This window comes from Nocardioides zeae, from assembly GCF_010686755.1.
GTDB classification, from domain to species: domain Bacteria; phylum Actinomycetota; class Actinomycetes; order Propionibacteriales; family Nocardioidaceae; genus Nocardioides; species Nocardioides zeae.
The window spans coordinates 22,833-45,829 of the sequence record NZ_JAAGXA010000019.1 but is presented as its reverse complement, the minus strand read 5'-3'; the positions used below and the strand labels follow the sequence as shown (position 1 = coordinate 45,829).

The window sequence follows — 22,997 nt, the reverse complement described above, 5'->3', positions numbered from 1 at the left end:
CTACCTACAGTGAGCGGGCCGCTCGCCAACCCCCGAGGCGCCCGAAAGTCCGAGTAGGTGCTCGCGCGCGGCTGGAGACGAGACACGTTGACTGCACGGACCCAGGCCGAGAGCCCCCGGGGCATCCCGGAGGCGACCGTCGCGCGGCTGCCCCTCTACCTCCGTGCGCTGACCCTGCTCTCCGACGAGGGCACCTCCACCTGCTCGAGCGAGGCGCTCGCGGTGGCGGCGGGCGTGAACTCCGCGATGCTGCGCAAGGACCTCTCCCACCTCGGCTCCTACGGGACGCGCGGGGTCGGTTACGACGTCGAGCACCTCCGCTACCAGATCGCCCGCGAGATCGGCCTCACCACCGACCGCAACGTCGTCGTGGTCGGCCTCGGCAACCTCGGCCAGGCCCTCGCGAACTACGCCGGCTTCCGCACCCGCGGCTTCCGCGTCGTGGCGCTCCTCGACGCCGACGAGCGGCTGCACGGCACCGTCGTCGGCGGCGTCGCCGTGCGCCCGGTGCACGACCTCGAGCAGGTCGTGGCCGACCTCGACGTCGCCATCGGCGTGCTGGCCCTGCCGGCCGCGGCCGCGCAGGAGGTGGCCGACCGCCTCGTCGCGGCCGGGGTCACCGCCATCCTCAACTTCGCACCGACCGTGCTGTCGGTCCCCGAGGGCGTGGAGGTGCGCAAGGTCGACCTGTCGACCGAGCTGCAGATCCTCGCCTTCCACGAGCAGCGTCGCTCGCCGTCCTACCTCGCGGACGGGGAGCCGGTGGCCACCGGTGTCGGTGGCCGGGAGGAGGTCCGATGAGCGTCCTGGTCGTGGGGGTGTCCCACCACTCCGCTCCGGTGACGGTGCTCGAGCGTCTCGCCCTCGACCCGGAGGGGGCCCAGAAGCTCGTCGCCGACGTCGTCAACGCGGAGCACGTCACCGAGGCCACCGTGATCTCGACGTGCAACCGCCTCGAGGTCTACACCGAGGTCGAGCGGTTCCACGGCAGCATCGAGACGATCTCGCGGCTGCTCATCGAGCGCGGTGGCGCGAGCACCGAGGCGATGCTCCCGCACCTCTACGTGCACTACGACGACGCCGCCGTCTCCCACCTCTTCCGGGTCACGGCCGGCCTCGACTCCATGGTGGTCGGCGAGGGCCAGATCCTCGGCCAGGCGCGGGAGGCACTGCGTCTCGGCCAGGAGCTCGGCACCGTCGGTCCCGCCCTCAACGTGCTCTTCCAGCAGGCCCTCCGGGTCGGCAAGCGCGCCCACGCGGAGACCGAGATCGACCGTGCGGCGCCGTCCCTCGTCTCCGCCTCCCTCGAGCTCGCCGCCCCCCACGTGGGCGGGCTGACGGGCGCGAAGGCGGTCGTCGTCGGTGCCGGTTCGATGGCCTCGCTCGCCGTCGCGACCCTGGCCCGTGCCGGGGCCGGCGAGATCGTCGTCGTCAACCGCAGCGAGGGCGGCGCCCAGCGGCTCGCGGTGGAGTACGGCGCGCGTGCGGCCCTGCTCGCCGACCTCGAGCGCGAGCTGATCGGCGCCGAGGTGGTCGTCTCCTGCACGGGCGCGACCGGCACGGTCGTCACCCGCGAGCTCCTCGCCCGCGCCCGCAGCGGCCAGGCGGACCCGACCTCCCCGCTCTCCATCGTCGACCTGGCGCTGCCCCACGACGTCGAGCCCGCGGTCGAGCACCTGCCGGGCGTGCAGCTCCTGGGGCTCTCGCGCCTCGCCGAGGAGCTGCGGGTCGCCGAGGTCGCGCCGGGCATCGACGCCGTCCGCGAGATCGTCACGCAGGAGATCTCCGCGTTCACGACCGCCCGCCGCCAGGCGAGCGTGACGCCGACCGTGGTCGCTCTGCGCACGATGGCGACGACCGTGGTCGACAACGAGATGGCGCGCCTCGACGGCCGCCTGCCCGACCTCGACCCCGTGGCCCGCGCGGAGGTGCTCCACACGGTGCGACGCGTGGCCGACAAGCTGCTCCACCAGCCGACCGTCCGCGTCAAGCAGCTCGCCAACGAGCAGGGTGCGGTGTCCTACGCCGCCGCGCTCGCCGAGCTGTTCGCCCTCGACCCCGAGGCCGTCGACGCCGTCACCCGCCCGGGAGGTCGTCCGTGACCGCCCCGCTGCGCCCCCTCCGCCTCGGCACGCGTGCCTCGGCGCTCGCCATGACCCAGTCCGGCCACGTCGCCGATGCCCTGCGCGCCCGCCTGGGGCGTGAGGTCGAGCTGGTCGAGGTGACCACCCACGGCGACGTGTCCCGCGCCCCGCTCGCGCAGATCGGCGGCACCGGCGTGTTCGTGAGCGCCCTGCGCGACGCGCTCCTCGCCGGCGAGGTCGACCTCGCCGTGCACTCGCTCAAGGACCTGCCGACGACCCCGGCCGACGGCATCGCGCTCGCCGCGGTCCCGCCCCGGGAGGACTCGCGCGACGTCGTGATCGCCCGCGACGGCCTCACCCTGGGCGAGCTGCCCGTGGGCAGCCGCGTCGGCACGGGCTCGCCCCGCCGGGCGGCCCAGCTCGCCGCGCTGGGTCTCGGCCTCGAGATCGTGCCGATCCGCGGCAACGTCGACACCCGCATCGGCAAGATCGCCGCGGGCGAGGTCGACGCGGTGCTGCTGGCCCGCGCCGGGCTCGCGCGGCTCGGCCGCGTCGACGAGGTCACCGAGGTGATCGACCCGTTCCAGATGCTCCCGGCCCCGGGCCAGGGAGCGCTCGCCGTCGAGTGCCGCGCCGACGACGTCTCGCTCGTCGAGGCGCTGTCGGTGCTCGACGACCCCGCCACCCGGGCGGCCGTGACCGCCGAGCGCGCCGTCCTGGCGACGCTCGAGGCCGGCTGCTCCGCGCCCGTGGGTGCGCTGGGCGAGGTCGTCGAGGGCGACGACGGCGAGGAGCTCTGGGTGCGTGCGGTGGTGCTGTCCCTGGACGGCGCCCTGAGCATCCGGATGTCCACCACCGGCTCCCCCGGCGACGCCTTCGGCGTCGGGAGCCGCCTCGGCCAGGAGATGCTGGCCGACGGTGCCGCCGATCTGATGGAAGGCCCTCAGCCAGGGGGTCCCGACCGAGTGGGAGAGCAGCACGCATGACGCGACGTACCGCAGGGAGCAACGACCGCACCACCGCCGCGCCGGGCGGCTCGCCGGCCGTGGCGACCGGCACGCCCGACGGGGGCTGGGTGTCGTTCGTCGGCAGCGGCCCCGGTGACCCGGGCCTGCTGACCGTCCGCGCGCTGGACCTGCTCCGGGCCGCCGACGTGGTGGTCACGGAGGCCCCCGACCACGAGGTGCTCGTGCGCTCGGTGCTGGGCATCCCGACGCCGACCGTCGTCACCGACGAGGACGGCAACGAGACCGTCGTCGACGAGGGGCCCGTGTTCCTCGACGGCGGCTTCGGCGAGGACGGCCAGCCGCTGACCCACGCCGCCCGCGCCAAGGTCCTCCTCAAGCCCGCCAAGGCGGGCAAGCACGTCGTGCGCCTCATGACCGGCGACCCGTTCCTCTACGCCTCCGGTCCCGAGGAGGCGCAGGCCTGCGTCAAGGCGGGCATCGGCTTCGAGATCGTCCCCGGGGTCTCCGCGGCGACCGCGGTGCCGGCGTACGCCGGGATCCCGCTCACCACCCGCAGCCACCGCGAGGTGACCGTGGTGTCGTGCACCGACAAGGTGGACTGGAGCCAGTACGCCGACGGTCGCACCCTCGTGCTGCTGAGCTCGGTCGGTCCGATCGCCGACGTCGCCTCCGCGCTCGTCGCGGCCGGCCGCCCGGCCTCGACGCCGGTCGCGATGACGCGCGTCGGCACGACCACCGAGCAGGTCACCGTGACGTCGACGCTGGAGAACATCGCGGCCGACGCCCGCGCCGCGAAGATCCAGCCGCCGGCCGTCACGGTCGTCGGCGAGGTCGTCGACCTCCGCGAGACGCTGTCCTGGTTCGAGACGAAGCCGCTCTTCGGCTGGCGGGTGCTGGTGCCCCGCACCAAGGACCAGGCCGGCCCCCTGTCGGCGCGGCTGCGCGGCTACGGCGGCGTGCCCGAGGAGGTGCCGACCATCTCGGTCGAGCCGCCCCGCAACCCGCAGCAGATGGACAAGGCCGTGCGCGGCCTCGTCGAGGGCCGCTACGAGTGGATCGCGTTCACCTCGGCCAACGCGGTGCGCGCGGTGCGCGAGAAGTTCGAGGAGTACGGGCTCGACGCCCGCGCCTTCTCCGGCCTGAAGATCGCCGCGGTCGGCGACAAGACCGCCGAGGCGATCGGCGCCTGGGGCCTGCGGGCCGACCTCGTGCCGACGGGCGAGCAGTCCGCGGCCGGTCTGCTCGAGGTGTGGCCGGAGTACGACGAGGTGCTCGACCCCATCAACCGGGTCTTCCTCCCGCGCGCCGACATCGCGACCGAGAACCTGGTCGCGGGCCTCATCGACCTGGGCTGGGAGTGCGACGACGTGACGGCGTACCGCACGGTGCGTGCCGCCCCGCCGGCCGCGCCGGTCCGCGACGCGATCAAGACCGGCAAGTTCGACGCGGTCGTCTTCACGTCGTCGTCGACGGTGCGCAACCTCGTCGGCATCGCGGGCAAGCCGCACCCGTCGACGGTCATCGCCGTCATCGGCCCGGCCACGGCGAAGACGGCCGAGGAGCACGGCCTGCGCGTCGACGTCATGGCGCCCTCGCCGTCCGCCGAGGTGCTGGCCGACGCGCTCGCCGACTTCGGTGCCGCCCGTCGTCTCGCGCTCCTGGAGTCGGGCCAGCCGGTGACCAAGCCGTCGGACCGCAAGACCACGTCGCGGCGGAAGGTCTCGAACTGACCGGGCCGGTGCAGGACGGCACGCGGGCGGGCCTCGTGCGCCCGCCCGTGGAGTCGCCGTACCTGCGCCCCCGCCGCCTGCGCCGCACGCCCGCCCTGCGGGAGCTGGTCGCCGAGACCACGCTCCGGGCGGGCCAGCTCGTGCTCCCCGTGTTCGTGCGGGAGGGCGCCGAGGCGCCCGTGCCGATCGGCTCCATGCCGGGCGTCGTGCAGCACACGCGCGACTCGCTGCGCGCCGCCGCCGTCGAGGCCGCGGAGCTCGGGCTGGGCGGCATCATGCTGTTCGGCGTGCCCACGGCCAAGGACGCGGTGGGCTCCGGCGCCGTCGACCCCGAGGGCGTCCTCAACCGGGCGATCGCCGACGTCGCGGCCGAGGTCGGCGACGCGCTGCCGGTCATGGCCGACCTCTGCCTCGACGAGTTCACCGACCACGGCCACTGCGGCGTGCTCGACGCGGCGGGCCGCGTCGACAACGACGCCACCCTCGAGGTGTACGCCGAGATGGCGCGCGCGCAGGCCGCCGCCGGCGCCGCGGTGCTCGGGCCCAGCGGGATGATGGACGGCCAGGTCGCCGTCGTCCGCGACGCGCTCGACGGGGTGGGCGCCACCGACGTGGCGGTCATGGCCTACTCGGCGAAGTACGCCTCCGCGTTCTACGGCCCGTTCCGCGAGGCCGTCGACTCGTCGCTCGTCGGCGACCGGCGCACCTACCAGCAGGACGCCCGCAACGCGCTCGAGGGCGTGCGCGAGGCCCAGCTGGACGTCGCCGAGGGCGCGGACCTGGTGATGGTGAAGCCCGCGCTGGCCTACCTCGACGTGGTACGCCGCGTGCGGGACGCCGTCGACGTGCCCGTCGCGGCCTACAACATCTCGGGGGAGTACGCGATGGTCGAGGCCGCCGCGGCCAACGGCTGGATCGACCGTGAGGCGGCGATCCTCGAGACGCTGGTCTCGATCCGCCGGGCCGGCGCCGACGTGGTGCTGACCTACTGGGCCGCCGAGGCCGCGCGGATGCTGCGCTGACCCGACGACGCGGCCCCCTGCGCGGCCACGAACGACGAAGCGCCTCGGACCGCACGGTCCGAGGCGCTTCGTCGTCAGGGGCGACCGGCGGTCAGTAGCCGAGCGCCTTCATGCAGAGGTCCCACGGGTCGTTCGTCTTGAACGGGTTGTCGAACTTGCCCTGGGCGTTGCAGGAGACGCTGGCCTGCAGCCAGGTGAGCGTGTTGCCGACCGTGCCGACGGGGTCGGTGACGACGCCGCCCACGGTGCCCACCGGGTCCTTCGGGAGGTCGGCGAGGCCGCCGTCCTTCGGCTCCTCGGTCGGCGTCGGGGTGGGCGTCGGGACGGGGGGCGTGCCACCGCCGGAGCCACCACCCGTGCCGGGCGTCGAGCCGCCGCCGTCCGAGCCGCCGGAGCCGCCCGTGCCCCCACCGGAACCGCCGCTGCCGCCGGTGCTGCCCGAACCCCCGGAGCCGCCGTTGCCGCCGGTGCCGGGCGTGCTGCCCGGCGTCGAGCCGCCGCTGCCACCGCCGACGGTGCCCGGGTCGGCCGAGTCGACCGAGCCGCCGGTCTGGGGGCGCACCGGGTCGGGCACGAAGTAGTTGGCCGAGGCCACGGCGTTGGGCACCGACGTGTACTCGCCGTCGAGGTAGGCCTGCTCGATCGCGAGGACGAGGTTCACGTACTCCTCGCTCTGGTTGTAGCGCAGCACCGCCGCCCGCTTGCCGGCCTCGGTCGAGAGGTCCTCGGTGCCGGAGCAGAGGTAGACCGCCGTGCCGAGCGCCGCGTCGTGGACGTTCTGGGGGTCGCGCACGCCGTCGCCGTTGGCGTCGACCGCGATGACCCGCCACGTGGAGGGGATGAACTGCATGGGGCCGACGGCGCGGTCGTAGGTCGCGTCGTTGTCGAGCTCGCCCGCGTCGGTGTCGAGGATGCGCGTCGTGCCGTTCGTGCCGTCGAGCGGGATGCCGAAGATGCCGGGGGTGGCGACGCCCTCGTCGGAGAGCTGACCGCCGCCGAAGCGGCCGTGGTCGGACTCGACCCGACCGATGGCCGCGATGAGCTGCCACGAGATGCGGCAGGAGGTGTCGGCGCCGTTGATGATCGTCTGCGCCCGCTGGTAGGCGCCGAGGGCCACGGCCGGGATGCCGCTCGTGCTGCTCGCGCTGACGATCTGCGGGTCGGTCGTCGGCGTCACCGCGTCGGGGACCGAGACGCTCGCCGGCGTCTCGACCGCGTCGGTCGGGACGGCGATCGCGCCCTCCGTCACGGTGTCGTCGGCGGCCGTGAGGGTGCCGACCGGTCCGCCGGACCCGGCGATGACGACCGTGGCGGCGGCCGACAGGGCCGCCATCGGTGCGAGCGCGGTCGCCTTCTGCCAGCGCGCGAACTTGCTGTTGCTCATCTGCTCTCCCCATCGCCCGTGCGCCTCGTGGCTCACGCTCGGATCCGTGGCTCCCTCAAGCCGTGTGACGTGACTAACGCCGGTGTTCCCCGGAGGTTACGACTGTTCACCAAGCGCCGATCTTCTTGAGGATACCTTGAGGAATCGTTGCGTGTCAGCCCTCTGCTGCGATGGGTGGACCCGCCATCAACGACGCTGTGTCGTAGCCCGATGTGCCTTGCTTGCCGGCTTGCGCGAGAATGGGCCGGTGACTGCCCCGACCTCCCGTCCGACAGCACGCTCCGCCGACCTCTTCGCGCGGGCGTCGGCCGTGACCCCCGGCGGCGTCAACTCGCCCGTCCGCGCCTTCGGTGCCGTCGGCGGCACGCCGCGGTTCATCGCCTCGGCGCAGGGCGCCTGGCTCACCGACGTCGACGGCAACGAGTACGTCGACCTCGTCGGCTCCTGGGGGCCGATGCTGCTCGGTCACGCCCACCCCGAGGTGATCGAGGCCGTGCAGGCCGCGGTGGCGCGGGGCACGTCGTACGGGACGCCGACGGAGCCCGAGGTGCTCCTCGCCGAGGAGATCGTCGCGCGCACGCCGGTCGAGCGGGTGCGGTTCACGTCGTCGGGCACCGAGGCGACGATGTCGGCCATCCGCCTCGCGCGCGGCGCGACGGGCCGGGACGTCGTCGTCAAGTTCGCCGGCTGCTACCACGGCCACGTCGACGCGCTGCTCGCCAGCGCCGGCTCGGGCCTCGCCACCTTCGCGGTGCCCGGCACCCCCGGGGTGCCGCAGAGCGCGACGGACCTGACGATGGTGCTGCCCTACAACGACCGCGCCGCGGTGGAGCGGGTCTTCGCCGAGCACGGCGACCGCATCGCGTGCGTCATCACCGAGGCGACGCCCGGCAACATGGGCGTGGTCAACCCGGAGCCCGGGTTCAACGCCTTCCTCGCGGCCACCTGCGCCGCGCACGGCGCGCTGTTCGTCTCCGACGAGGTGATGACGGGGTTCCGGGCCACCAAGCGGGGCGGGTGGGGCCTCGACGGCGCGGTCGAGGGCTGGGTCCCCGACCTCATGACCTTCGGCAAGGTGATGGGCGGCGGGCTGCCCGCCGCGGCCTTCGGTGGTCGCGCCGACCTCATGGGGCTGCTGTCACCCGAGGGGCCCGTCTACCAGGCCGGCACGCTGTCGGGGAACCCCGTCGCGACGACCGCGGGCCTCACGACGCTGCGGCTCGCCACCGACGAGGTCTACGCCCACGTCGACGCCGTCGCGACGACGATCAGCGAGGCCGCCTCCGCGGCGCTCGGCGAGGCCGGGGTGCCCCACCTCGTGCAGCGCGCGGGCACGATGTTCTCGATCTTCCTGCTGGAGCAGGGCTCGACCCTGACGGCCGTGCGGGACTTCGACGAGGCGGGACGCCAGCACCTGCCCGCCTACGCGGCCTTCTTCCACGCGATGCTCGACGCCGGGGTGCACCTGCCCCCGTCGGCGTACGAGGTGTGGTTCTGCTCCGCCGCCCACGACGAGCGCGCCGTCCAGCACGTGCTGGCCGCGCTCCCCGCAGCAGCCCGGGCCGCGGCCGCGACGTACGGATCGCCCGCCTGAGCGGGCGGACCACCGAGAGGAACCGATGACCGAGCAGACCGTCGTCCACCTGCTGCGCCACGGCGAGGTGCACAACCCCGAGGGCGTGCTCTACGGCCGCCGCGACGGGTTCCACCTGTCCGCCAACGGCCGGGCCATGGCCGAGCGGGTCGCCGAGCGCATCGGCGACCGTCCCATCGTCCACCTGCGGGTCTCCCCGCTCGAGCGGGCGCAGGAGACGGCGGCGCCCCTGGCGGCGGCCCGCGGGCTCGACGTCGTCACGGACGCGCGGGTCATCGAGTCGACGAACAAGTTCGAGGGGATGCGGTTCGGCGGCGGCGACAACGCGCTCCGCAAGCCGTCGACCTGGCGGCACCTGTGGAACCCGTTCACGCCGTCGTGGGGCGAGCCCTATAAGGAGGTCGCCGCGCGGATGCTGGCGGCGGTGCACGACGCGCGCGACGCCGCGGCCGTGGCTCCCGAGGCGGTCGCGGGCCAGCCCAACGAGGCCGTGGTCGTGTCCCACCAGCTCCCGATCTGGACGACGCGCCTGGTCGTGGAGAACCGCTCGTTCCTGCACGACCCGCGCAAGCGCCAGTGCACGCTGTGCTCGCTCACCTCGCTGCACTTCCGCGGCGACCTGCTGACCCACCTGACGTACTCGGAGCCGGCAGGCGACCTCATCCCCACCCGTGACAAGGCAGCGCCGTTCTCGGCCGGCGGCGCGGCGGAGGAGCACCGACCCTGATGCGGAACCGACGGCGCGCCGCCCCGGCCGGGGCGGCCCTGCTGCTGGGCCTCGCCCTCCTGGCGGGCTGCAGCGACGTGGAGGCGACGGGCGACGCGGGCTACGTGTCCGCCGACGGGCAGCTCACCGAGTACGAGCCCGCCGACCGGGGCGAGCCCATCGTGCTCGAGGGCGAGGACCTCGAGGGCCAGCCGCTCTCGCTCGAGGACTTCCGGGGCACGCCCGTGGTCGTCAACGTCTGGGGCTCCTGGTGCCCGCCCTGCCGCGCCGAGGCGCCGGACCTGGTGGAGGCGGCCGACCAGCTGGGCGACTCCGCGGTGTTCGTCGGCATCAACAACCGCGACTCCTCGACCGCGCAGGCGCAGAGCTTCGAGCGGGAGTACGAGGTGGAGTACCCCTCGTTCTACTCGCCGGACGGCCGTGCCCTGCTGGCCTTCGCCGGCTCCCTGTCGCCGCGGGCCATCCCGTCGACCACGATCCTCGACAGCGAGGGGCGGGTCGCGGCCACGATCGTCGGGCGCGTGCCGTCCGCGACCACCGTGGTGACGCTCGTCGAGACGGTCATCGACGAGGAGGGCGGGGCCGGTGAGGGCGATGGGTGACGCGTTCGCGGAGACCGCCGCGGGCGGCTCGCTCCTGCTCGCCGTGCCGGTCGCCCTCATCGCGGGGTTCGTCTCCTTCTTCTCCCCGTGCGTGCTCCCGCTCGTGCCCGGCTACCTGTCCTACGCGACGGGCATGTCCGCCGCCGAGGTCGTCGACGCCACCGGCGGTCGGACCACCGGCGGCGGGGCGGCGACCCTCGAGCGGACGCGGGTACGCCGCGGGCGCCTGCTCGCCGGGTCCCTGCTGTTCGTCGCGGGGTTCGCCACGGTGTTCGTCCTGCTCGGGGTCGCGTCCGCCAGCATCGCCGTCTGGTTCTTCGAGTGGCGGCGCACGCTCACGGTGGTGCTGGGCGCCCTGACGATCGTGCTCGGCCTGGCGTTCGCCGGCTTCCTGCGGATCCCCGGCCTCGACCGCGACGTGCGGATCCACAAGATCCCGTCCGTCGGCCTGCTCGCCGCTCCGGGTCTCGGGTTCCTCTTCGGCCTGGGGTGGACGCCGTGCGTCGGACCCACGCTGGTCGCCATCACCTCGCTCGCCTACAACGAGGGCACCGCCGGGCGCGGGGCCCTGCTGTCCGGCGTCTACGCCCTCGGCCTCGGCATCCCCTTCGTGCTCATCGCCCTCGGCTTCGGCTGGTCGATGCGCGCCGTCGGCTGGCTCCGCAAGCGCCAGGTGCTCGTCATGCGCATCGGCGGCCTCATGCTCGTCGCCGTCGGCGTGCTCCTGGTGACGGGGTGGTGGGACGTCGTGGTGCAGGACCTCCAGCGCTCCCTCATCTCCGGGTTCGAGGTGGGCGTGTGAGCGGGCGCGACACCCCCGGGGCCGACGTCGAGCCCGGCGCCGCCCCCGTCGAGGGGCCGGGCTCCGGCAATCCGGGCCGGCGCAGCGGCGAGCTCAACGCCGTCGAGCTCGTCCGCTGGGGCTGGCGCCAGCTGACGTCGATGCGCACGGCGCTCGTGCTGCTGCTGCTCGTCGCGCTCGCGGCGATCCCCGGATCCGTCGTGCCCCAGCAGGCCGTCGACGCCTTCGAGGTCTCGCAGTGGCAGGACCGCCACCCGAAGCTGACGCCGGTCTACGAGGCGCTCGGCCTGTTCTCGGTCTACGACTCGCCGTGGTTCGCGGCCATCTACCTGCTGCTCATGGTGTCGCTCGTCGGCTGCATCCTGCCGCGCATCAAGGTCTACGCGAAGGCGGTGCGCGCGCGCCCGCCCCGCGCGCCCCGCAACCTCACCCGCCTGCCCGACCACGCGGCGTACCGGGACCCCGGGAGCGCCGAAGAGATCGGGAAGCGGTACGCCGCGGCGTTGCGCAAGCGGCGCTACCGCGTCGTCGACACCGACGTGGACCCCGACGGCGACGTCGTGGTCGCGGCCGAGCGCGGCTACCTGCGCGAGGCCGGCAACCTGGTCTTCCACCTGTCGGTGCTCGTCGTGCTCGCCGGTTTCGCCATGGGCAGCCTGCTCGGCTTCCAGGGCGGCGTGATCGTGCTCAAGGGCGGCGGGTTCTCCAACAACCTGACGCAGTACGACGACCTGAACCCCGGCAGCCTCTGGTCCGCCGACGACCTGCAGCCGTTCGCGTTCACGGTCGACGACTTCACCATCGACTGGTACCGCTCCGGCCAGGCCTTCGGCCAGGCGCGCGGCTTCGCCTCGGAGATCACGTACGTCGAGGACGCGACCGACCCGGACGCGGAGCAGAAGTCGTACGAGCTCAAGGTGAACCACCCGCTGAGCATCGGCGGCACGGACGTCTTCCTCATCGGCCACGGCTACGCGCCCGTCATCACGGTGCGCGACCCCGACGGCGAGGTCGTCTACTCCGGCCCCACGATCTTCCTGCCGACGGACCTGACGTTCGCCAGCTTCGGCGTCGTCAAGGTGCCGGACGGCCTGGAGCAGCAGGTGGGGCTGCAGGGCCAGTTCTACCCGACCTACGGCTTCGACATGGAGACCGGCCCCTACTCGGTCTTCGGCGAGGCGCAGAACCCCTTCCTCTCCATGGTCGTCTTCACCGGCGACCTGGGGATGGACGACGGCACCCCGCAGTCGGTCTACGCGCTCGACATGGACGGGCTGACGCCCGTCGAGGGCACGGGCGGGGCGCAGTTCCGGATGGACCTGGCGCCGGGCGAGAGCGCCGACCTGCCCGACGGGCTCGGCACGGTGAGCTTCGACGGGATCCAGCAGTGGAACCGCGTGCAGATCAGCGAGACGCCCGGCAAGCTCGTGGCGCTCGGCGGCGTCGTCGCCGCGCTGCTCGGCCTGCTCGGTTCGCTGTTCATCCGCCCCCGCCGGGTGTGGGTGCGCGTGAAGGACGACGGCGACGGTGCGCTGGTCACCGTCGGTGTGCTCGATCGCTCCACCGGGGCCGGTGGCGGCGAGGAGGCCCTCGAGGGCATCCTGGAGGACGTGCGTGCGCCGGACGGCGCCGCCGGTGACGAGCGGGCCCGGCCCGCGCAGGAGGAGGACCGCCCGTGAGCAACGAGGCGTGGGAGACGCTGAGCAACCAGGCCGTGGGATTCTGCGGGATCCTCTACTTCCTGGCGCTGGTGGCGCACCTGTGGCAGTGGGCGTCGCTGCGCAAGGTGCCGGTCGCGACCGCGTCGCGCGTGGCCGTCGGTGCCGGCGCGGGGCGCTCCCCGCGGCGTACGGCGGACGCGTGGACCGAGGCCGAGGTCGCCGACGCGGCCGGGGAGGACACCCGCCGGCGCGTCGCCATGGGCGAGCGGCTCGGCATCATGCTCACCGTCCTCGCCGCCGGTGCGCACTTCGTCGCGCTCCTCGGCCGCGGTCTCGCGGCGGAGCCGGCGCGGGTGCCGTGGGGCAACATGTACGAGTTCACACTGTCGGGCTCGTTCTTCGTGACGCTGACCTACCTGGTGCTGCTGAAGAAGTTCCGGCTCGGCTGGCTCGGCCCCATCGTCACCGGCTTCGTCGTGACGGTGCTGATGGTGGACGTCATCTGGCTCTACCAGCCGGTGGCGCCGCTGACGGAGGCGCTCAACTCCTACTGGCTCGTCATCCACGTGGTCTCCGCGGTCATCGCCACGGCCGCCTTCACGCTCGGCGGCTTCACCTCGATCCTGTTCCTGCTCAAGGAGCGCGCGGAGCGGAAGGCGAAGGCTGCGGTTCCTGCCGGTGACGTCGACCCGGTCGACGGCGCCGAGGCCCCCGTCGTGCGGGGCTACCTCGCCCGCGTGCCCGACCTCGTCGGCCTCGACCGCCTGACCTACCGCCTGCACGCCTTCGCGTTCCCGGTGTGGACCTTCGCGGTGCTCATCACGGGCCCGATCTGGGCGCACGAGGCCTGGAGCCGCTACTGGAACTGGGACCCGAAGGAGGTCTGGGCGTTCATCACCTGGGTCGTCTACGCGGCGTACCTGCACGCCCGCGCCACCGCCGGCTTCAAGGGCCGCAACGCCGCGATCCTCGCGCTCATCGGCCTGGCGACGCTGTGGTTCAACTTCATCGGGATCAACTTCTTCTCGACGTCGAGCATGCACTCGTACGCCTGAGCCGGCCGCGCCACTTTCCCCGGTCGACCGGGGAACACGCCGCTTCGACCATCAACGTTGATGGTCGAAGTGACACCTTCCCCGGTCGACCGGGGAAAGTGCCACCACCTCGGGAGCGACGTCAGTCGGCGACGCCGTACAGCCGGTCGCCGGCGTCGCCGAGACCGGGCACGATGTAGCCCTGCTCGTTGAGCCGCTCGTCCATCGCCGCCGTCACGACGGTCACGGGGATGGAGAGGTCGGCCAGCTCCTGCTCGAGCCGGGCCGTGCCCTCGGGGGCGCACAGCAGCGTCACGGCCGTGATGTGGTCGGCGCCGCGGTCGACGAGGAAGCGGATCGCGGCGGCCAGGGTGCCGCCCGTCGCGAGCATCGGGTCGAGCACGTAGCACTGGCGGCCCGACAGGTCGTCGGGCAGCCGCTCGGCGTACGTCGACGCCTGCAGCGTCTCCTCGTTGCGCACCATGCCGAGGAAGCCGACCTCCGCCGTGGGCAGGAGCCGCACCATCCCGTCGAGCATGCCGAGGCCGGCGCGCAGGATGGGTACGACGAGGGGCTTGGGGCTCGAGAGCCGCACGCCCGTGGTGGGCGAGACCGGCGTGGTGATGTCGGACGGCTCGACGCGCACGTCGCGGGTGGCCTCGTAGGCCAGCAGCGTGACGAGCTCGTCGGCGAGACGACGGAACTTGGGGGAGTCGGTCCGCTCGTCGCGGAGTGCGGTCAGCTTGTGGGCGACGAGCGGGTGGTCGACGACGAGGGTGTCCATGGGCTGAACCCTACGGTGAGCAGCGCGTATCACCATGGCGTGTCGTGGCCGGGTCTGTCACGCTGGGGCCCGGAGGGTCCGCAACGGCACGAGGAGGGATCGACGTGGAGACCGAGAACATCGACTTCGCCTTCGTGGCCTACCGCGAGGAGGGGGTCTGGCAGCTGCACGAGATCGTCGACGACGTGCTCGACTCGGTCGACGAGTTCGCGGCGGCGCTGCGCCGCTTCCCCGGGGACGGCGGCGCGATCGGTGTCGTGGCGGTCGACGAGGACTTCTTCGTGCTGCTGCGCGTCGCGGGTGCCCGCACGCGGGTGCTGCTCTCCGACGTCACGGCGGCCGACGAGTGGGAGATCGCCCGCTCCGCGCTGGAGACCCTCGACCTGCCGATGCCCGACGACGAGGACGAGCAGGAGCCGGCCGGCGACCTCGGTCTGCTCGCCGACCTCGGCATGAACGCCATGGACCTCGGCCTCCTGCTCGACGACTTCGACCTCTACCCCGACGAGATGGTCTCGGAGATCGCCCGCAAGCTGGGCTTCGGCCGGCTCTTCGACGACGCGGTGGGGCTCACCTCCGCGTGACGTCGTGATCCACCCGCAGGGCGGCCGCTGGCACGTCCCGATGCGTGCTGCGCTCACCGAGGCGGCGGCCGCGCGCGCCACCGGGGACGTGCCCATCGGCGCCGTCGTGCTCGGACCCGACCGGCGCATCCTCGCCCGCGGCCGCAACGTGCGCGAGGCCGACGGCGACCCCACCGGTCACGCGGAGGTCGTCGCCCTGCGCGCGGCCGCCCGCGAGGTCGGCGAGTGGCGCCTGTCGGGCTGCACCCTCGTCGTCACGCTCGAGCCGTGCACGATGTGCGCCGGCGCCGCCGTGCTCGCCCGCGTCGACCGCATCGTCTTCGCCGCGTGGGACGAGAAGGGCGGCGCCGTCGGGTCGCTGTGGGACGTCGTGCGCGACCGCCGCCTCAACCACCGCCCCGAGGTGGTCACCGGGGTGATGGCCGCCGAGTCGGCGCGGCTCCTCGAGGAGTTCTTCGCCGAGCAGCGCTGACCGCGCCGCCCGTCCGCCCTCAGGCGTCCGCGACGACCACCGCACCGTGGGGCGGCACGACGACGGAGGCGCCGCGCTCGTCGTACCCGCCCGGCGTCGCCCACACGACCGCGCGCCCCGCGGGCACGTCGACGGTGACGGGCTCGGTGCCGAGCGCGAGCACGAGCTCCACGCTGCGGCGCCGCACCCGCACGACACGGGTCGCCTCGTCGACCTCGCAGCCGGTGGAGGTGAAGTCGGGGTCGAGCAGGTCGGGCTGGCTGCGGCGCAGACGGGCGAGCGACCGGTAGACCTCGAGCAGCACCGCGTGGCGGCCCTCCGTCAGCTCCGACCAGTCGAGCTTGGAGCGCGTGAAGGTCTCCGGGTCCTGCGGGTCGGGCACCACGGCGGGGTCCCAGCCCATCTTGGCGAACTCCTCGATCCGCCCCTCGGCGGTCGCCTTCCCGAGCTCGGGCTCGGGGTGGGACGTGAAGAACTGGAACGGGCTCGAGGCCGCCCACTCCTCGCCCTGGAACAGCATCGGGGTGAAGCCCGTGCACAGCGTGAGCAGCGCGGCCGTGGCGAGCTGGTCGTCGTCGAGGTGCTCGGTGAGCCGGTCGCCGCGGGCGCGGTTGCCGATCTGGTCGTGGTTCTGCGAGCACACGACGAGCCGCCACGTCGGCGTGGTGGCCCGGTCGATCGCCACGCCGTGGTCGCGCTCGCGGAACGAGCTGTAGGTGCCGTCGTGGAAGAACCCGTGGGTGAGCACCTTCTGCAGGGCGGCCAACGGCTCGAAGTCCGCGTAGTAGCCGCTCGTCTCGCCCGTCAGCGCCACGTGCACCGCGTGGTGGAAGTCGTCGCTCCACTGCGCCGTGAGGCCGTGGCCGCCGGCCTCGCGCGGCGTGAACATGACGGGGTCGTTGAGGTCGCTCTCCGCGATGAGCGTGAGCGGTCGACCGACCTGCGCCGAGTACGCCGCGGTCTCGACCGCCATCTCCTCGAGCAGGTGCCGGTCGGAGACGTCCTTGAGCGCGTGCACGGCGTCGAGCCGGAGGCCGTCGACGTGGAAGTCGTGGAACCAGGAGCGCACGTTGTCGAGCACGTAGCGCCGCACCTCGTCGGAGTCCTCGCCGTCGAGGTTGACGTAGTCGCCCCACGTGTTGCGGCCGGTCGCCAGGTAGGGCCCGTAGAGCGGCAGGTAGTTGCCGGACGGACCGAGGTGGTTGTAGACGACGTCCTGCACGACACCCAGGCCCGCGGCGTGGCAGGCGTCGACGAACCGCTGGTAGGCGGCCGGCCCGCCGTACGCCTCCGTCACCGCGAACCAGCCCACGCCGTCGTACCCCCAGTTGTGGGTGCCGTTGAACGCGTTGACGGGCAGCAGCTCGACGAGGTCGACGCCGATGGAGAGCAGGTGGTCGAGGCGGCCGGCGGCCGCGTCGAGCGTGCCCTCGGGGGTGAAGGTGCCGACGTGCAGCTCGTAGACGACCGCGCCCGGCAGCTGCCGACCCGTCCAGCCGTCGTCGGTCCACGTGAAGGCGCCCGGGTCGAAGGTGCGCGACAGGCCGTGCACGCCCGCGGGCTGGCGCCGCGACCGGGGGTCGGGGCGCGGGTCGGGGTCGTCGTCGAGGAGGAAGCCGTAGTCGACCCCCTCGGGGAAGGCCGCGAGGTCGAAGCGGTCGAGGGTGCCGGCGGGCGGCGCCCACCAGCCGTCGGCCCCCCGGGCGAGGTCGACGACCTCCTCGTGGTCGCCGGTGCTGACGACGAGCCGCACGGTGCGCGGCCGCGGCGCCCAGACGGAGAAGCGGTGGTCGGTCACGAGTCCTCCCGGGTGAGCAGGGCGACGGGGTACGTCGCGAGCAGGTCGGCGACGCGGGTGCCGGTCACCGGTCGGGCGGCCATCCGGTCGAACCAGCGGCCGGGGGGCAGGTCGAGCTCGGTGTCGCCCCAGCCGCCGCGCCGCTCGAGACCGAGGGGGAGGCGGGTGGCGACGGCCACGACGCCGCCGCGGTCGTAGGCGAGCACGTGGTCCGCCGCCGGTCCGGTGGCGCCCACCGGGGCGTAGCCGGTGAAGCGGTGGGCCTCGTCGCGGCGGAGCCGCAGGGCGGTGGCCACGAGGCGCAGCTTCACCGCGCCCGAGTCGGACAGGCCGCCGACGAGCGGGGGCGTCACGCCGCCGAGCAGGGCGGGGAGCACCTCGGCGCGCAGGTCGAGGTCCACCGGCCGCCGGTTGTCGGGGTCCACGAGGGACTGCTCCCACAGGTCGCTGCCCTGGTAGACGTCCGGCACGCCGGGCATCGTCAGCGTCAGCAGCTTGGCCGCCAGCGCGTTGGACCACCCGGGGTCGACCACCGTGTCCAGCAGGGTGGCGAGCACGCGGCGCACGCGGGGGTCGTCGAAGGCGGCGTCGACGCAGCGGTGCATCGCGTCCTCGTACGCCGCGTCCGGGGCCGTCCACGTCGTGCCGTCGCCGGCCTCGCGCATCGCCTTCTCGGCGTACCCGTGGAGACGGCGGCGGTAGTCCGTGCCCGGCGACGCCGGCCAGGCGCCGACGATCGCCTGCCAGAGCAGGGCGGCGAACCCGGGGTCCGGCACCGGCACGGCCTCGAGCAGCTCGGAGAGGGCCCCCGCCCACAGGTCCGGGACCTCGGCCAGCACGCTGATGCGCGCCCGCACGTCCTCGCCGCGCTTGGTGTCGTGGGTCGAACCGGCGCTCATGGCCTGGGGCCGGGTGGCCTGGCGCTCGAGCATCGCGGCGTGGAAGTCGTCGGGGGTGGTCGCGAAGACCGACGGGTCGCCGCCGACCTCGTTGAGGCTGGTGAGGCGCGACGAGCGGTAGAACGCGCAGTCCTCGACGCCCTTCGCCATCACCATGCCGGAGGTCTGCTGGAACCGCACGGCCGCCGGGTGCGCCGGGTCGCCCAGCACCGACGCGAGGGCGTCGAGCGTGGCGGCCAGGTCGGGCCGGGCGGCGCGGGCGGCGGCGAACGCCTGGTCGAGGTGCTCGCGCCCCACCGGCAGGTAGGACCGGTAGACGGGCATCGTGGTGACCAGCTCGGCGACGGCGTCCACCACCTCCGGGGGCGCCTCGGGGCCGCCGACCACCTCGCGGGAGATGCGGCGGACCTCGGAGCCCAGGATCCCGTCGGCGACGTCGCGCTTGCGGTCGTGGACGAGCTGCTCCCAGTCGACCGGTGCGCCGCGGAGCGAGGCCTCGAGGGCGTCGAGCGGCTCCTGGCCGGCGGGGTCGACGAGCACGCGGTCGACGAGCGCCATCGCGTCGTACCCCGTCGTGCCCGCGGTCCGCCAGCCGTCGGGCAGCCGCTCGCCGTGCTCGAGGATCTTCTCGACGAGCACGTAGGCGTCGTCGGTGAGCCCCGCCAGGTCCTCCAGGTAGCCCACCGGGTCGCGGAGCCCGTCCGGGTGGTCGACCCGCAGGCCGTCGACGAGGCCCTCCGCGAACCACCGACCGATCTCCGCGTGGGTCGCGTCGAACCAGCGGCGCTCCTCCACCCGCACGGCGGCGAGCGTGTTGACCGCGAAGAAGCGTCGGTAGTTCAGCCGGTCGTCGGCGGTGCGCCAGCCGACCAGCTCGTAGTGCTGCGCCGCGTGGGTCGCCCGCGCGTCCGGTCCGCCACCCCCCTCGACGAGCGTGCCGGGCGCGATCGGGAACCGGTGGTCGTGGTAGCGCAGCTCGCCGTCCACGACCCGCAGGTGGTCGATGCCGCCGTCGGCCAGCAGGTCGTCGTCGCCGACCACCGGCAGCCGGAGCCGGCCGCCGCCGGCCGCCCAGTCGACGTCGAACGCGCTCGCGTACGGCGAGGCCTCGCCCGCGGTGAGCACGGACCACCACCAGGCGTTCTGCGCGGGGGTCGCCACGCCGACGTGGTTGGGCACGACGTCGACGAGCACGCCCATGCCGAGCGACCGGGCCCGCGCGGACAGGGCGGTGAGGCCCGCGGCGCCGCCCCGGGAGGCGTCGATGCCGTGGTGGCCCACCACGTCGTAGCCGTGGTCGCTGCCCGGCTCGGCCGCGAGCACGGGGGAGAGGTAGACCCAGTCCACCCCGAGCGCGTGCAGGTACGGGAGCGCGCGCGCCGCGGCGTACAGGTCGAAGGAGGAGGTGATCTGGAGCCGGTAGGTGCTCGTGGGGACGCGAGCGGGCGGCGTGGCGGTCAAGTGAGCTCCGTGGGGTGGGGTGACCGGGCGGGCTGGTCGTCCCAGCCTAGGGTGGGGGTGGCAGCCGGGGCCGGTACCCGACGGCGGCCACCCGAGACGACGACCACGTGGGGAGAACGACCGATGCGACTGACGATGCGAGGCACGACGGGACGAGGGGCGCGCCGCGGCATGGCGCTGCTCGGCACCGCGGTGATGGCGACGACCGTGCTCGCCGGGTGCGGCAGCGACTCCGACGACTCCGACGGCTCCGGGGACTCCGGCGACTCGTCGTCGTTCGTCGACCAGGACGCGCAGGCGATCATGGACGCGGCCGAGGAGGCCACCAAGAACGCGTCGTCGTTCCGCATCGTCGGCGAGATGCAGTCCGACGGCTCGGAGGCGTCGCTCGACCTCGTGCTCGCCACGGACGGGTGCGAGGGCACGGTCGGCATCGACGGCAGCGACGTCGAGGTGCTCAAGATCGGCGACGAGGGGTGGTACCGCCCCACCGCCGACTTCTGGCGCGCCCAGCTCGGCGGCACCGGCATGGACGACGCCACCCTGGACCAGCTGCTCAGCCAGGTCGAGGGCAAGTGGATCACCGACGAGGAGGGCAGCTTCGACGACTTCTGCACCATCGAGGCCTTCTTCGACGATGACGACGACGATGACGACGACAACAGCGAGGCGACCAAGGGCGACGTCGAGGACGTCGACGGCGTCGAGGCCATCGCCATCGACCACGAGAGCGACGGCACGCCGGCGACGCTGTGGGTCGCGGTCGACGAGCCGCACTACGCGGTGCGCGTCGACGGCGGCGACGAGGGCTCGTTCGACCTCACCGACTTCGACGAGGACGTCTCGTTCGAGGCCCCGGACGACGCCGACGTGGTCGACCTGAACTCGTTGATGGGCTGAGTCCCCGGAAGCGGGCAGCACGACGGCCCGGCACCCCGAGGGGTGCCGGGCCGTCGTGCGTCCTGCCGCGGTCGGTGGGTCAGTCGTCCGCGAGGGCCGCGATGCTGGCGGCCACCGAGTGGTCGACCTCGGTCTCGTCGGCGGGCTGCTGCTCGCGCAGCACGATGACGCTGCGGGAGGCGAGCGGCAGCTCGGCGCCCGGCGCGTGGGTCGAGTCGTCGGCCAGCTTGCCCGCCGTGTCGATGACGACGTCCCAGCCCTCGGCGTACTCCGCCGGCGGCAGCGTCACCGTGCAGTCGCCGTCGGCGTTGAAGTAGAGCAGGAAGTGGTCGTCGACGATCGCCTGGCCGCGCGGGTCCTTGCCGGCGATCCCGCGGCCGTTGAGGTACATGCCGAGCGCCTGCGCGGCGGCACCCTCGCCGTCGGTCCAGTCGCCGTCCTCCATCGGGCGGCCGTCGAGGTGCAGCCACACGATGTCGTTGAGGCGGTCGCCCTCCTCCCCGGGCAGCGGGGTGCGCACCGTGCTGCCGGTGAAGAAGCGCTTGCGTCGGAACGTCGGGTGGGCGCGCCGCAGCCGCGCGACGGCCGCGGTGAACTCGACCAGGGGCCGGTCGGCGGCGTCCCAGTGCACCCACGCGATCTCGGAGTCCTGGGCGTAGGTGTTGTTGTTGCCGCCCTGCGTGCGTCCCAGCTCGTCGCCGTGGAGGAGCATCGGCACGCCCTGGCTGAGCAGCAGGGTGGCGATGAGGTTGCGCTGGTCGCGTGCCCGCAGGGCGAGCACGTCCTGGTCGTCCGTCTCGCCCTCGACGCCGTGGTTCCACGACCGGTTGTGGCTCTCGCCGTCGTTGCCGTCCTCGCCGTTGGCCTCGTTGTGCTTCTCGTTGTAGGACACGAGGTCGCGCATCGTGAAGCCGTCGTGGGCGGTGATGAAGTTGATGCTCGCGAACGGTCGACGCCCCGAGTTCTCGTAGAGGTCGCTGGAGCCCGCGAGCCGCGAGGCGAAGTCGCCGAGGATCCGCTCGCCGCGCCAGAAGTCGCGGACGGTGTCGCGGTACTTGCCGTTCCACTCGGTCCACTGCGGGGGGAACCCGCCGACCTGGTAGCCGCCGGGGCCGACGTCCCACGGCTCGGCGATGAGCTTCACCTGGCTCACCACCGGGTCCTGCTGCACGAGCTCGAAGAACGTCGCCAGCCGGTCCACGTCGTAGAACTCGCGCGCCAGGGTCGAGGCGAGGTCGAAGCGGAAGCCGTCGACGTGCATCTCGGTCACCCAGTAGCGCAACGAGTCCATGATCAGCTGCAACGAGTGCGGGTGCCGCACGTTGAGGCTGTTGCCCGTGCCCGTGTAGTCCATGTAGTAGCGCTGGTCGTCCTCGACCAGGCGGTAGTACGCCGGGTTGTCGATGCCCTTGAAGCTGAGCGTCGGACCGAGGTGGTTGCCCTCGGCGGTGTGGTTGTAGACCACGTCGAGGATGACCTCGATGCCCGCCTCGTGCATCGCCTTCACCATCGACTTGAACTCCTGCACCTGCTGCCCGTCGCCGTGCGCGGCGTAGGAGGCGTGGGGAGCGAAGAAGCCGATCGTGTTGTAGCCCCAGTAGTTGCGCAGGCCCTTCTCGATCAGGGTGTTGTCCTGCACGAACTGGTGCACCGGCATGAGCTCGATCGCCGTGATGCCCAGCTTGGTGAGGTGCTCCGTCACCGCCGGGTGCGCGAGCGCGGCGTAGGTGCCCCGGATGTCCTCGGGGACGTCGGGGTGGAGCTGCGTGAGGCCCTTGACGTGCGCCTCGTAGATCACGCTCTCCTCGTACGGCGTGCGCGGTCGCCGGTCGCCCTCCCAGTCGAAGAACGGGTTGATGACGACGCTGTGCATCATGTGCGGCCCGGAGTCGTCGTCGTTGCGCGTGTCCTCCTCGCCGAAGACGTAGGAGAACAGCGCCGGGTCCCAGTCGATGTCGCGGCTCGTGGCCTTCGCGTACGGGTCCAGGAGCAGCTTGGCGGGGTTGCACCGCAGGCCGTTCGACGGGTCCCACGGGCCGTGCACCCGGTAGCCGTAGTGCTGGCCCGGCTGCACCGTGGGCAGGTACGCGTGCCACACGAACGCGTCGACCTCGGTGAGCTCGACGCGCGTCTCTGTAAACCCGCCCCCGCCCTCCGGGTCGGGGTCGAGGAGGCAGAGCTCCACCCGCTCCGCCACCTCGCTGAACAGCGCGAAGTTGGTGCCGCTTCCGTCGAACGTCGCGCCCAACGGGTACGCCGTGCCTGGCCAGACCTCCACGAGGTGCCCTCCCTGATCGTCAGTGTCGTCCCCATTAGAGGCAGGGCTCCGAAACGCGGTGCCCAGGCGGCGCGGCCCTCACCCTTTCGACGGGTCACCTTGGTCAAATCTTGAAGATCCAACCCTTGAAATTGCGGAAGCCTAGAGACGCCGCGCGCAATCGTGCTTATGATCCCGACAGGCTGGGATGGGTTCCCCGGCCTGCCGATCCGA

The 22,997-nt window shown here is 73.3% G+C and carries 19 protein-coding genes; 14 read left to right on the top strand and 5 right to left on the bottom strand.

Going from position 1 to position 22,997, the window contains the following annotated elements:
• Positions 1–87 precede the first annotated feature (87 nt).
• From G3T38_RS19295 to hemB, 5 genes are read left to right on the top strand one after another with little or no spacing between them, the layout of a single operon-like run.
• Positions 88–801 carry a redox-sensing transcriptional repressor Rex gene (locus G3T38_RS19295; RefSeq protein WP_163774223.1) on the top strand — a complete coding sequence of 238 codons (714 nt, stop codon included), beginning with the start codon at positions 88–90 and terminating at the stop codon, positions 799–801.
• Positions 798–2,102 carry a glutamyl-tRNA reductase gene (locus tag G3T38_RS19290; protein WP_163774221.1) on the top strand — a complete coding sequence of 435 codons (1,305 nt, stop codon included), beginning with the start codon at positions 798–800 and terminating at the stop codon, positions 2,100–2,102. Before G3T38_RS19295 ends, G3T38_RS19290 begins: the two co-directional genes overlap by 4 nt.
• A complete protein-coding gene (hemC, locus tag G3T38_RS19285; RefSeq protein ID WP_338037770.1) occupies positions 2,099–3,070 on the top strand; it encodes a hydroxymethylbilane synthase in 972 nt (323 codons plus the stop codon). Before G3T38_RS19290 ends, hemC begins: the two co-directional genes overlap by 4 nt.
• Positions 3,067–4,782 (top strand): bifunctional uroporphyrinogen-III C-methyltransferase/uroporphyrinogen-III synthase, encoded by a 1,716-nt coding sequence (locus G3T38_RS19280; protein WP_163774220.1) that lies wholly within the window; start codon positions 3,067–3,069, stop codon positions 4,780–4,782. Before hemC ends, G3T38_RS19280 begins: the two co-directional genes overlap by 4 nt.
• 8 nt (positions 4,783–4,790) lie before the next feature.
• A complete protein-coding gene (gene hemB / locus G3T38_RS19275; protein WP_338037769.1) occupies positions 4,791–5,804 on the top strand; it encodes a porphobilinogen synthase in 1,014 nt (337 codons plus the stop codon).
• Between the two features lie 91 nt (positions 5,805–5,895).
• On the opposite strand, the gene G3T38_RS21095 is transcribed toward hemB, so the two are convergent.
• The gene (locus tag G3T38_RS21095; protein ID WP_194247592.1) at positions 5,896–7,188 is read right to left on the bottom strand and encodes a lytic transglycosylase domain-containing protein; all 1,293 of its coding nucleotides are present in this window, start codon (positions 7,186–7,188) and stop codon (positions 5,896–5,898) included.
• A gap of 247 nt (positions 7,189–7,435) precedes the next feature.
• On the opposite strand from G3T38_RS21095, the gene hemL reads away from it, so the two are divergent.
• From hemL to ccsB, 6 genes are read left to right on the top strand one after another with little or no spacing between them, the layout of a single operon-like run.
• Complete coding sequence (gene hemL / locus G3T38_RS19265; protein ID WP_163774218.1) at positions 7,436–8,782, top strand: glutamate-1-semialdehyde 2,1-aminomutase; 1,347 nt, start codon at positions 7,436–7,438, stop codon at positions 8,780–8,782.
• Between the two features lie 25 nt (positions 8,783–8,807).
• Positions 8,808–9,509, top strand: coding sequence for a histidine phosphatase family protein (locus G3T38_RS19260; RefSeq protein WP_163774216.1), 702 nt, complete (start codon positions 8,808–8,810; stop codon positions 9,507–9,509).
• On the top strand, positions 9,509–10,111 hold the full coding sequence (locus G3T38_RS19255; protein WP_163774215.1) for a TlpA disulfide reductase family protein: 603 nt from the start codon (positions 9,509–9,511) through the stop codon (positions 10,109–10,111). Before G3T38_RS19260 ends, G3T38_RS19255 begins: the two co-directional genes overlap by 1 nt.
• A complete protein-coding gene (locus G3T38_RS19250; protein WP_163774256.1) occupies positions 10,104–10,913 on the top strand; it encodes a cytochrome c biogenesis CcdA family protein in 810 nt (269 codons plus the stop codon). The genes G3T38_RS19255 and G3T38_RS19250 overlap by 8 nt, the downstream gene beginning before the upstream one ends.
• On the top strand, positions 10,910–12,592 hold the full coding sequence (gene resB / locus G3T38_RS19245; RefSeq protein ID WP_338037768.1) for a cytochrome c biogenesis protein ResB: 1,683 nt from the start codon (positions 10,910–10,912) through the stop codon (positions 12,590–12,592). The genes G3T38_RS19250 and resB overlap by 4 nt, the downstream gene beginning before the upstream one ends.
• Positions 12,589–13,629: a c-type cytochrome biogenesis protein CcsB gene (ccsB, locus tag G3T38_RS19240; protein ID WP_163774214.1), complete on the top strand. Its 1,041-nt coding sequence runs from the start codon at positions 12,589–12,591 to the stop codon at positions 13,627–13,629. Before resB ends, ccsB begins: the two co-directional genes overlap by 4 nt.
• A 121-nt stretch (positions 13,630–13,750) precedes the next feature.
• Here the strand turns inward: ccsB and upp are convergent, their stop codons facing one another.
• Positions 13,751–14,392, bottom strand: coding sequence for a uracil phosphoribosyltransferase (upp, locus tag G3T38_RS19235; protein ID WP_163774212.1), 642 nt, complete (start codon positions 14,390–14,392; stop codon positions 13,751–13,753).
• 104 nt (positions 14,393–14,496) lie between these two features.
• Here upp and G3T38_RS19230 point away from each other — a divergent pair, with 104 nt between their 5' ends.
• Both G3T38_RS19230 and G3T38_RS19225 read left to right on the top strand, forming a co-directional pair.
• Positions 14,497–14,976 carry a tRNA adenosine deaminase-associated protein gene (locus tag G3T38_RS19230; RefSeq protein WP_338037767.1) on the top strand — a complete coding sequence of 160 codons (480 nt, stop codon included), beginning with the start codon at positions 14,497–14,499 and terminating at the stop codon, positions 14,974–14,976.
• Positions 14,977–15,016: 40 nt separating this feature from the next.
• Positions 15,017–15,448 carry a nucleoside deaminase gene (locus G3T38_RS19225; protein WP_163774249.1) on the top strand — a complete coding sequence of 144 codons (432 nt, stop codon included), beginning with the start codon at positions 15,017–15,019 and terminating at the stop codon, positions 15,446–15,448.
• 19 nt (positions 15,449–15,467) lie between these two features.
• On the opposite strand, the gene treZ is transcribed toward G3T38_RS19225, so the two are convergent.
• Together treZ and treY are read right to left on the bottom strand one after the other, a co-directional pair.
• On the bottom strand, positions 15,468–17,246 hold the full coding sequence (gene treZ / locus G3T38_RS19220) for a malto-oligosyltrehalose trehalohydrolase (RefSeq protein ID WP_163774210.1): 1,779 nt from the start codon (positions 17,244–17,246) through the stop codon (positions 15,468–15,470).
• Complete coding sequence (treY, locus tag G3T38_RS19215; RefSeq protein ID WP_163774208.1) at positions 17,243–19,606, bottom strand: malto-oligosyltrehalose synthase; 2,364 nt, start codon at positions 19,604–19,606, stop codon at positions 17,243–17,245. The genes treZ and treY overlap by 4 nt, the downstream gene beginning before the upstream one ends.
• A gap of 123 nt (positions 19,607–19,729) precedes the next feature.
• On the opposite strand from treY, the gene G3T38_RS19210 reads away from it, so the two are divergent.
• Positions 19,730–20,506, top strand: a complete 777-nt coding sequence (locus tag G3T38_RS19210) for a hypothetical protein (protein WP_163774206.1) — start codon at positions 19,730–19,732, stop codon at positions 20,504–20,506.
• Positions 20,507–20,585: 79 nt separating this feature from the next.
• On the opposite strand, the gene glgX is transcribed toward G3T38_RS19210, so the two are convergent.
• Entirely contained in the window at positions 20,586–22,784 is a 2,199-nt protein-coding gene (gene glgX, locus G3T38_RS19205; protein WP_163774204.1) for a glycogen debranching protein GlgX, read from the bottom strand.
• Positions 22,785–22,997: the final 213 nt, after the last annotated feature.

What these genes read in the sequence shown, in the direction of transcription:
- G3T38_RS19280 (WP_163774220.1), top strand. Translation starts at nt 3,067, where the DNA reads ATGACGCGACGTACCGCAGGGAGCAACGACCGCACCACCGCCGCGCCG.
- G3T38_RS19210 (WP_163774206.1), top strand. Translation starts at nt 19,730, where the DNA reads ATGCGACTGACGATGCGAGGCACGACGGGACGAGGGGCGCGCCGCGGC.
- G3T38_RS19255 (WP_163774215.1), top strand. Translation starts at nt 9,509, where the DNA reads ATGCGGAACCGACGGCGCGCCGCCCCGGCCGGGGCGGCCCTGCTGCTG.
- G3T38_RS19290 (WP_163774221.1), top strand. Translation starts at nt 798, where the DNA reads ATGAGCGTCCTGGTCGTGGGGGTGTCCCACCACTCCGCTCCGGTGACG.
- G3T38_RS21095 (WP_194247592.1), bottom strand. Translation starts at nt 7,188, where the DNA reads ATGAGCAACAGCAAGTTCGCGCGCTGGCAGAAGGCGACCGCGCTCGCA.
- G3T38_RS19260 (WP_163774216.1), top strand. Translation starts at nt 8,808, where the DNA reads ATGACCGAGCAGACCGTCGTCCACCTGCTGCGCCACGGCGAGGTGCAC.
- upp (WP_163774212.1), bottom strand. Translation starts at nt 14,392, where the DNA reads ATGGACACCCTCGTCGTCGACCACCCGCTCGTCGCCCACAAGCTGACC.
- G3T38_RS19250 (WP_163774256.1), top strand. Translation starts at nt 10,104, where the DNA reads ATGGGTGACGCGTTCGCGGAGACCGCCGCGGGCGGCTCGCTCCTGCTC.
- G3T38_RS19225 (WP_163774249.1), top strand. Translation starts at nt 15,017, where the DNA reads ATGCGTGCTGCGCTCACCGAGGCGGCGGCCGCGCGCGCCACCGGGGAC.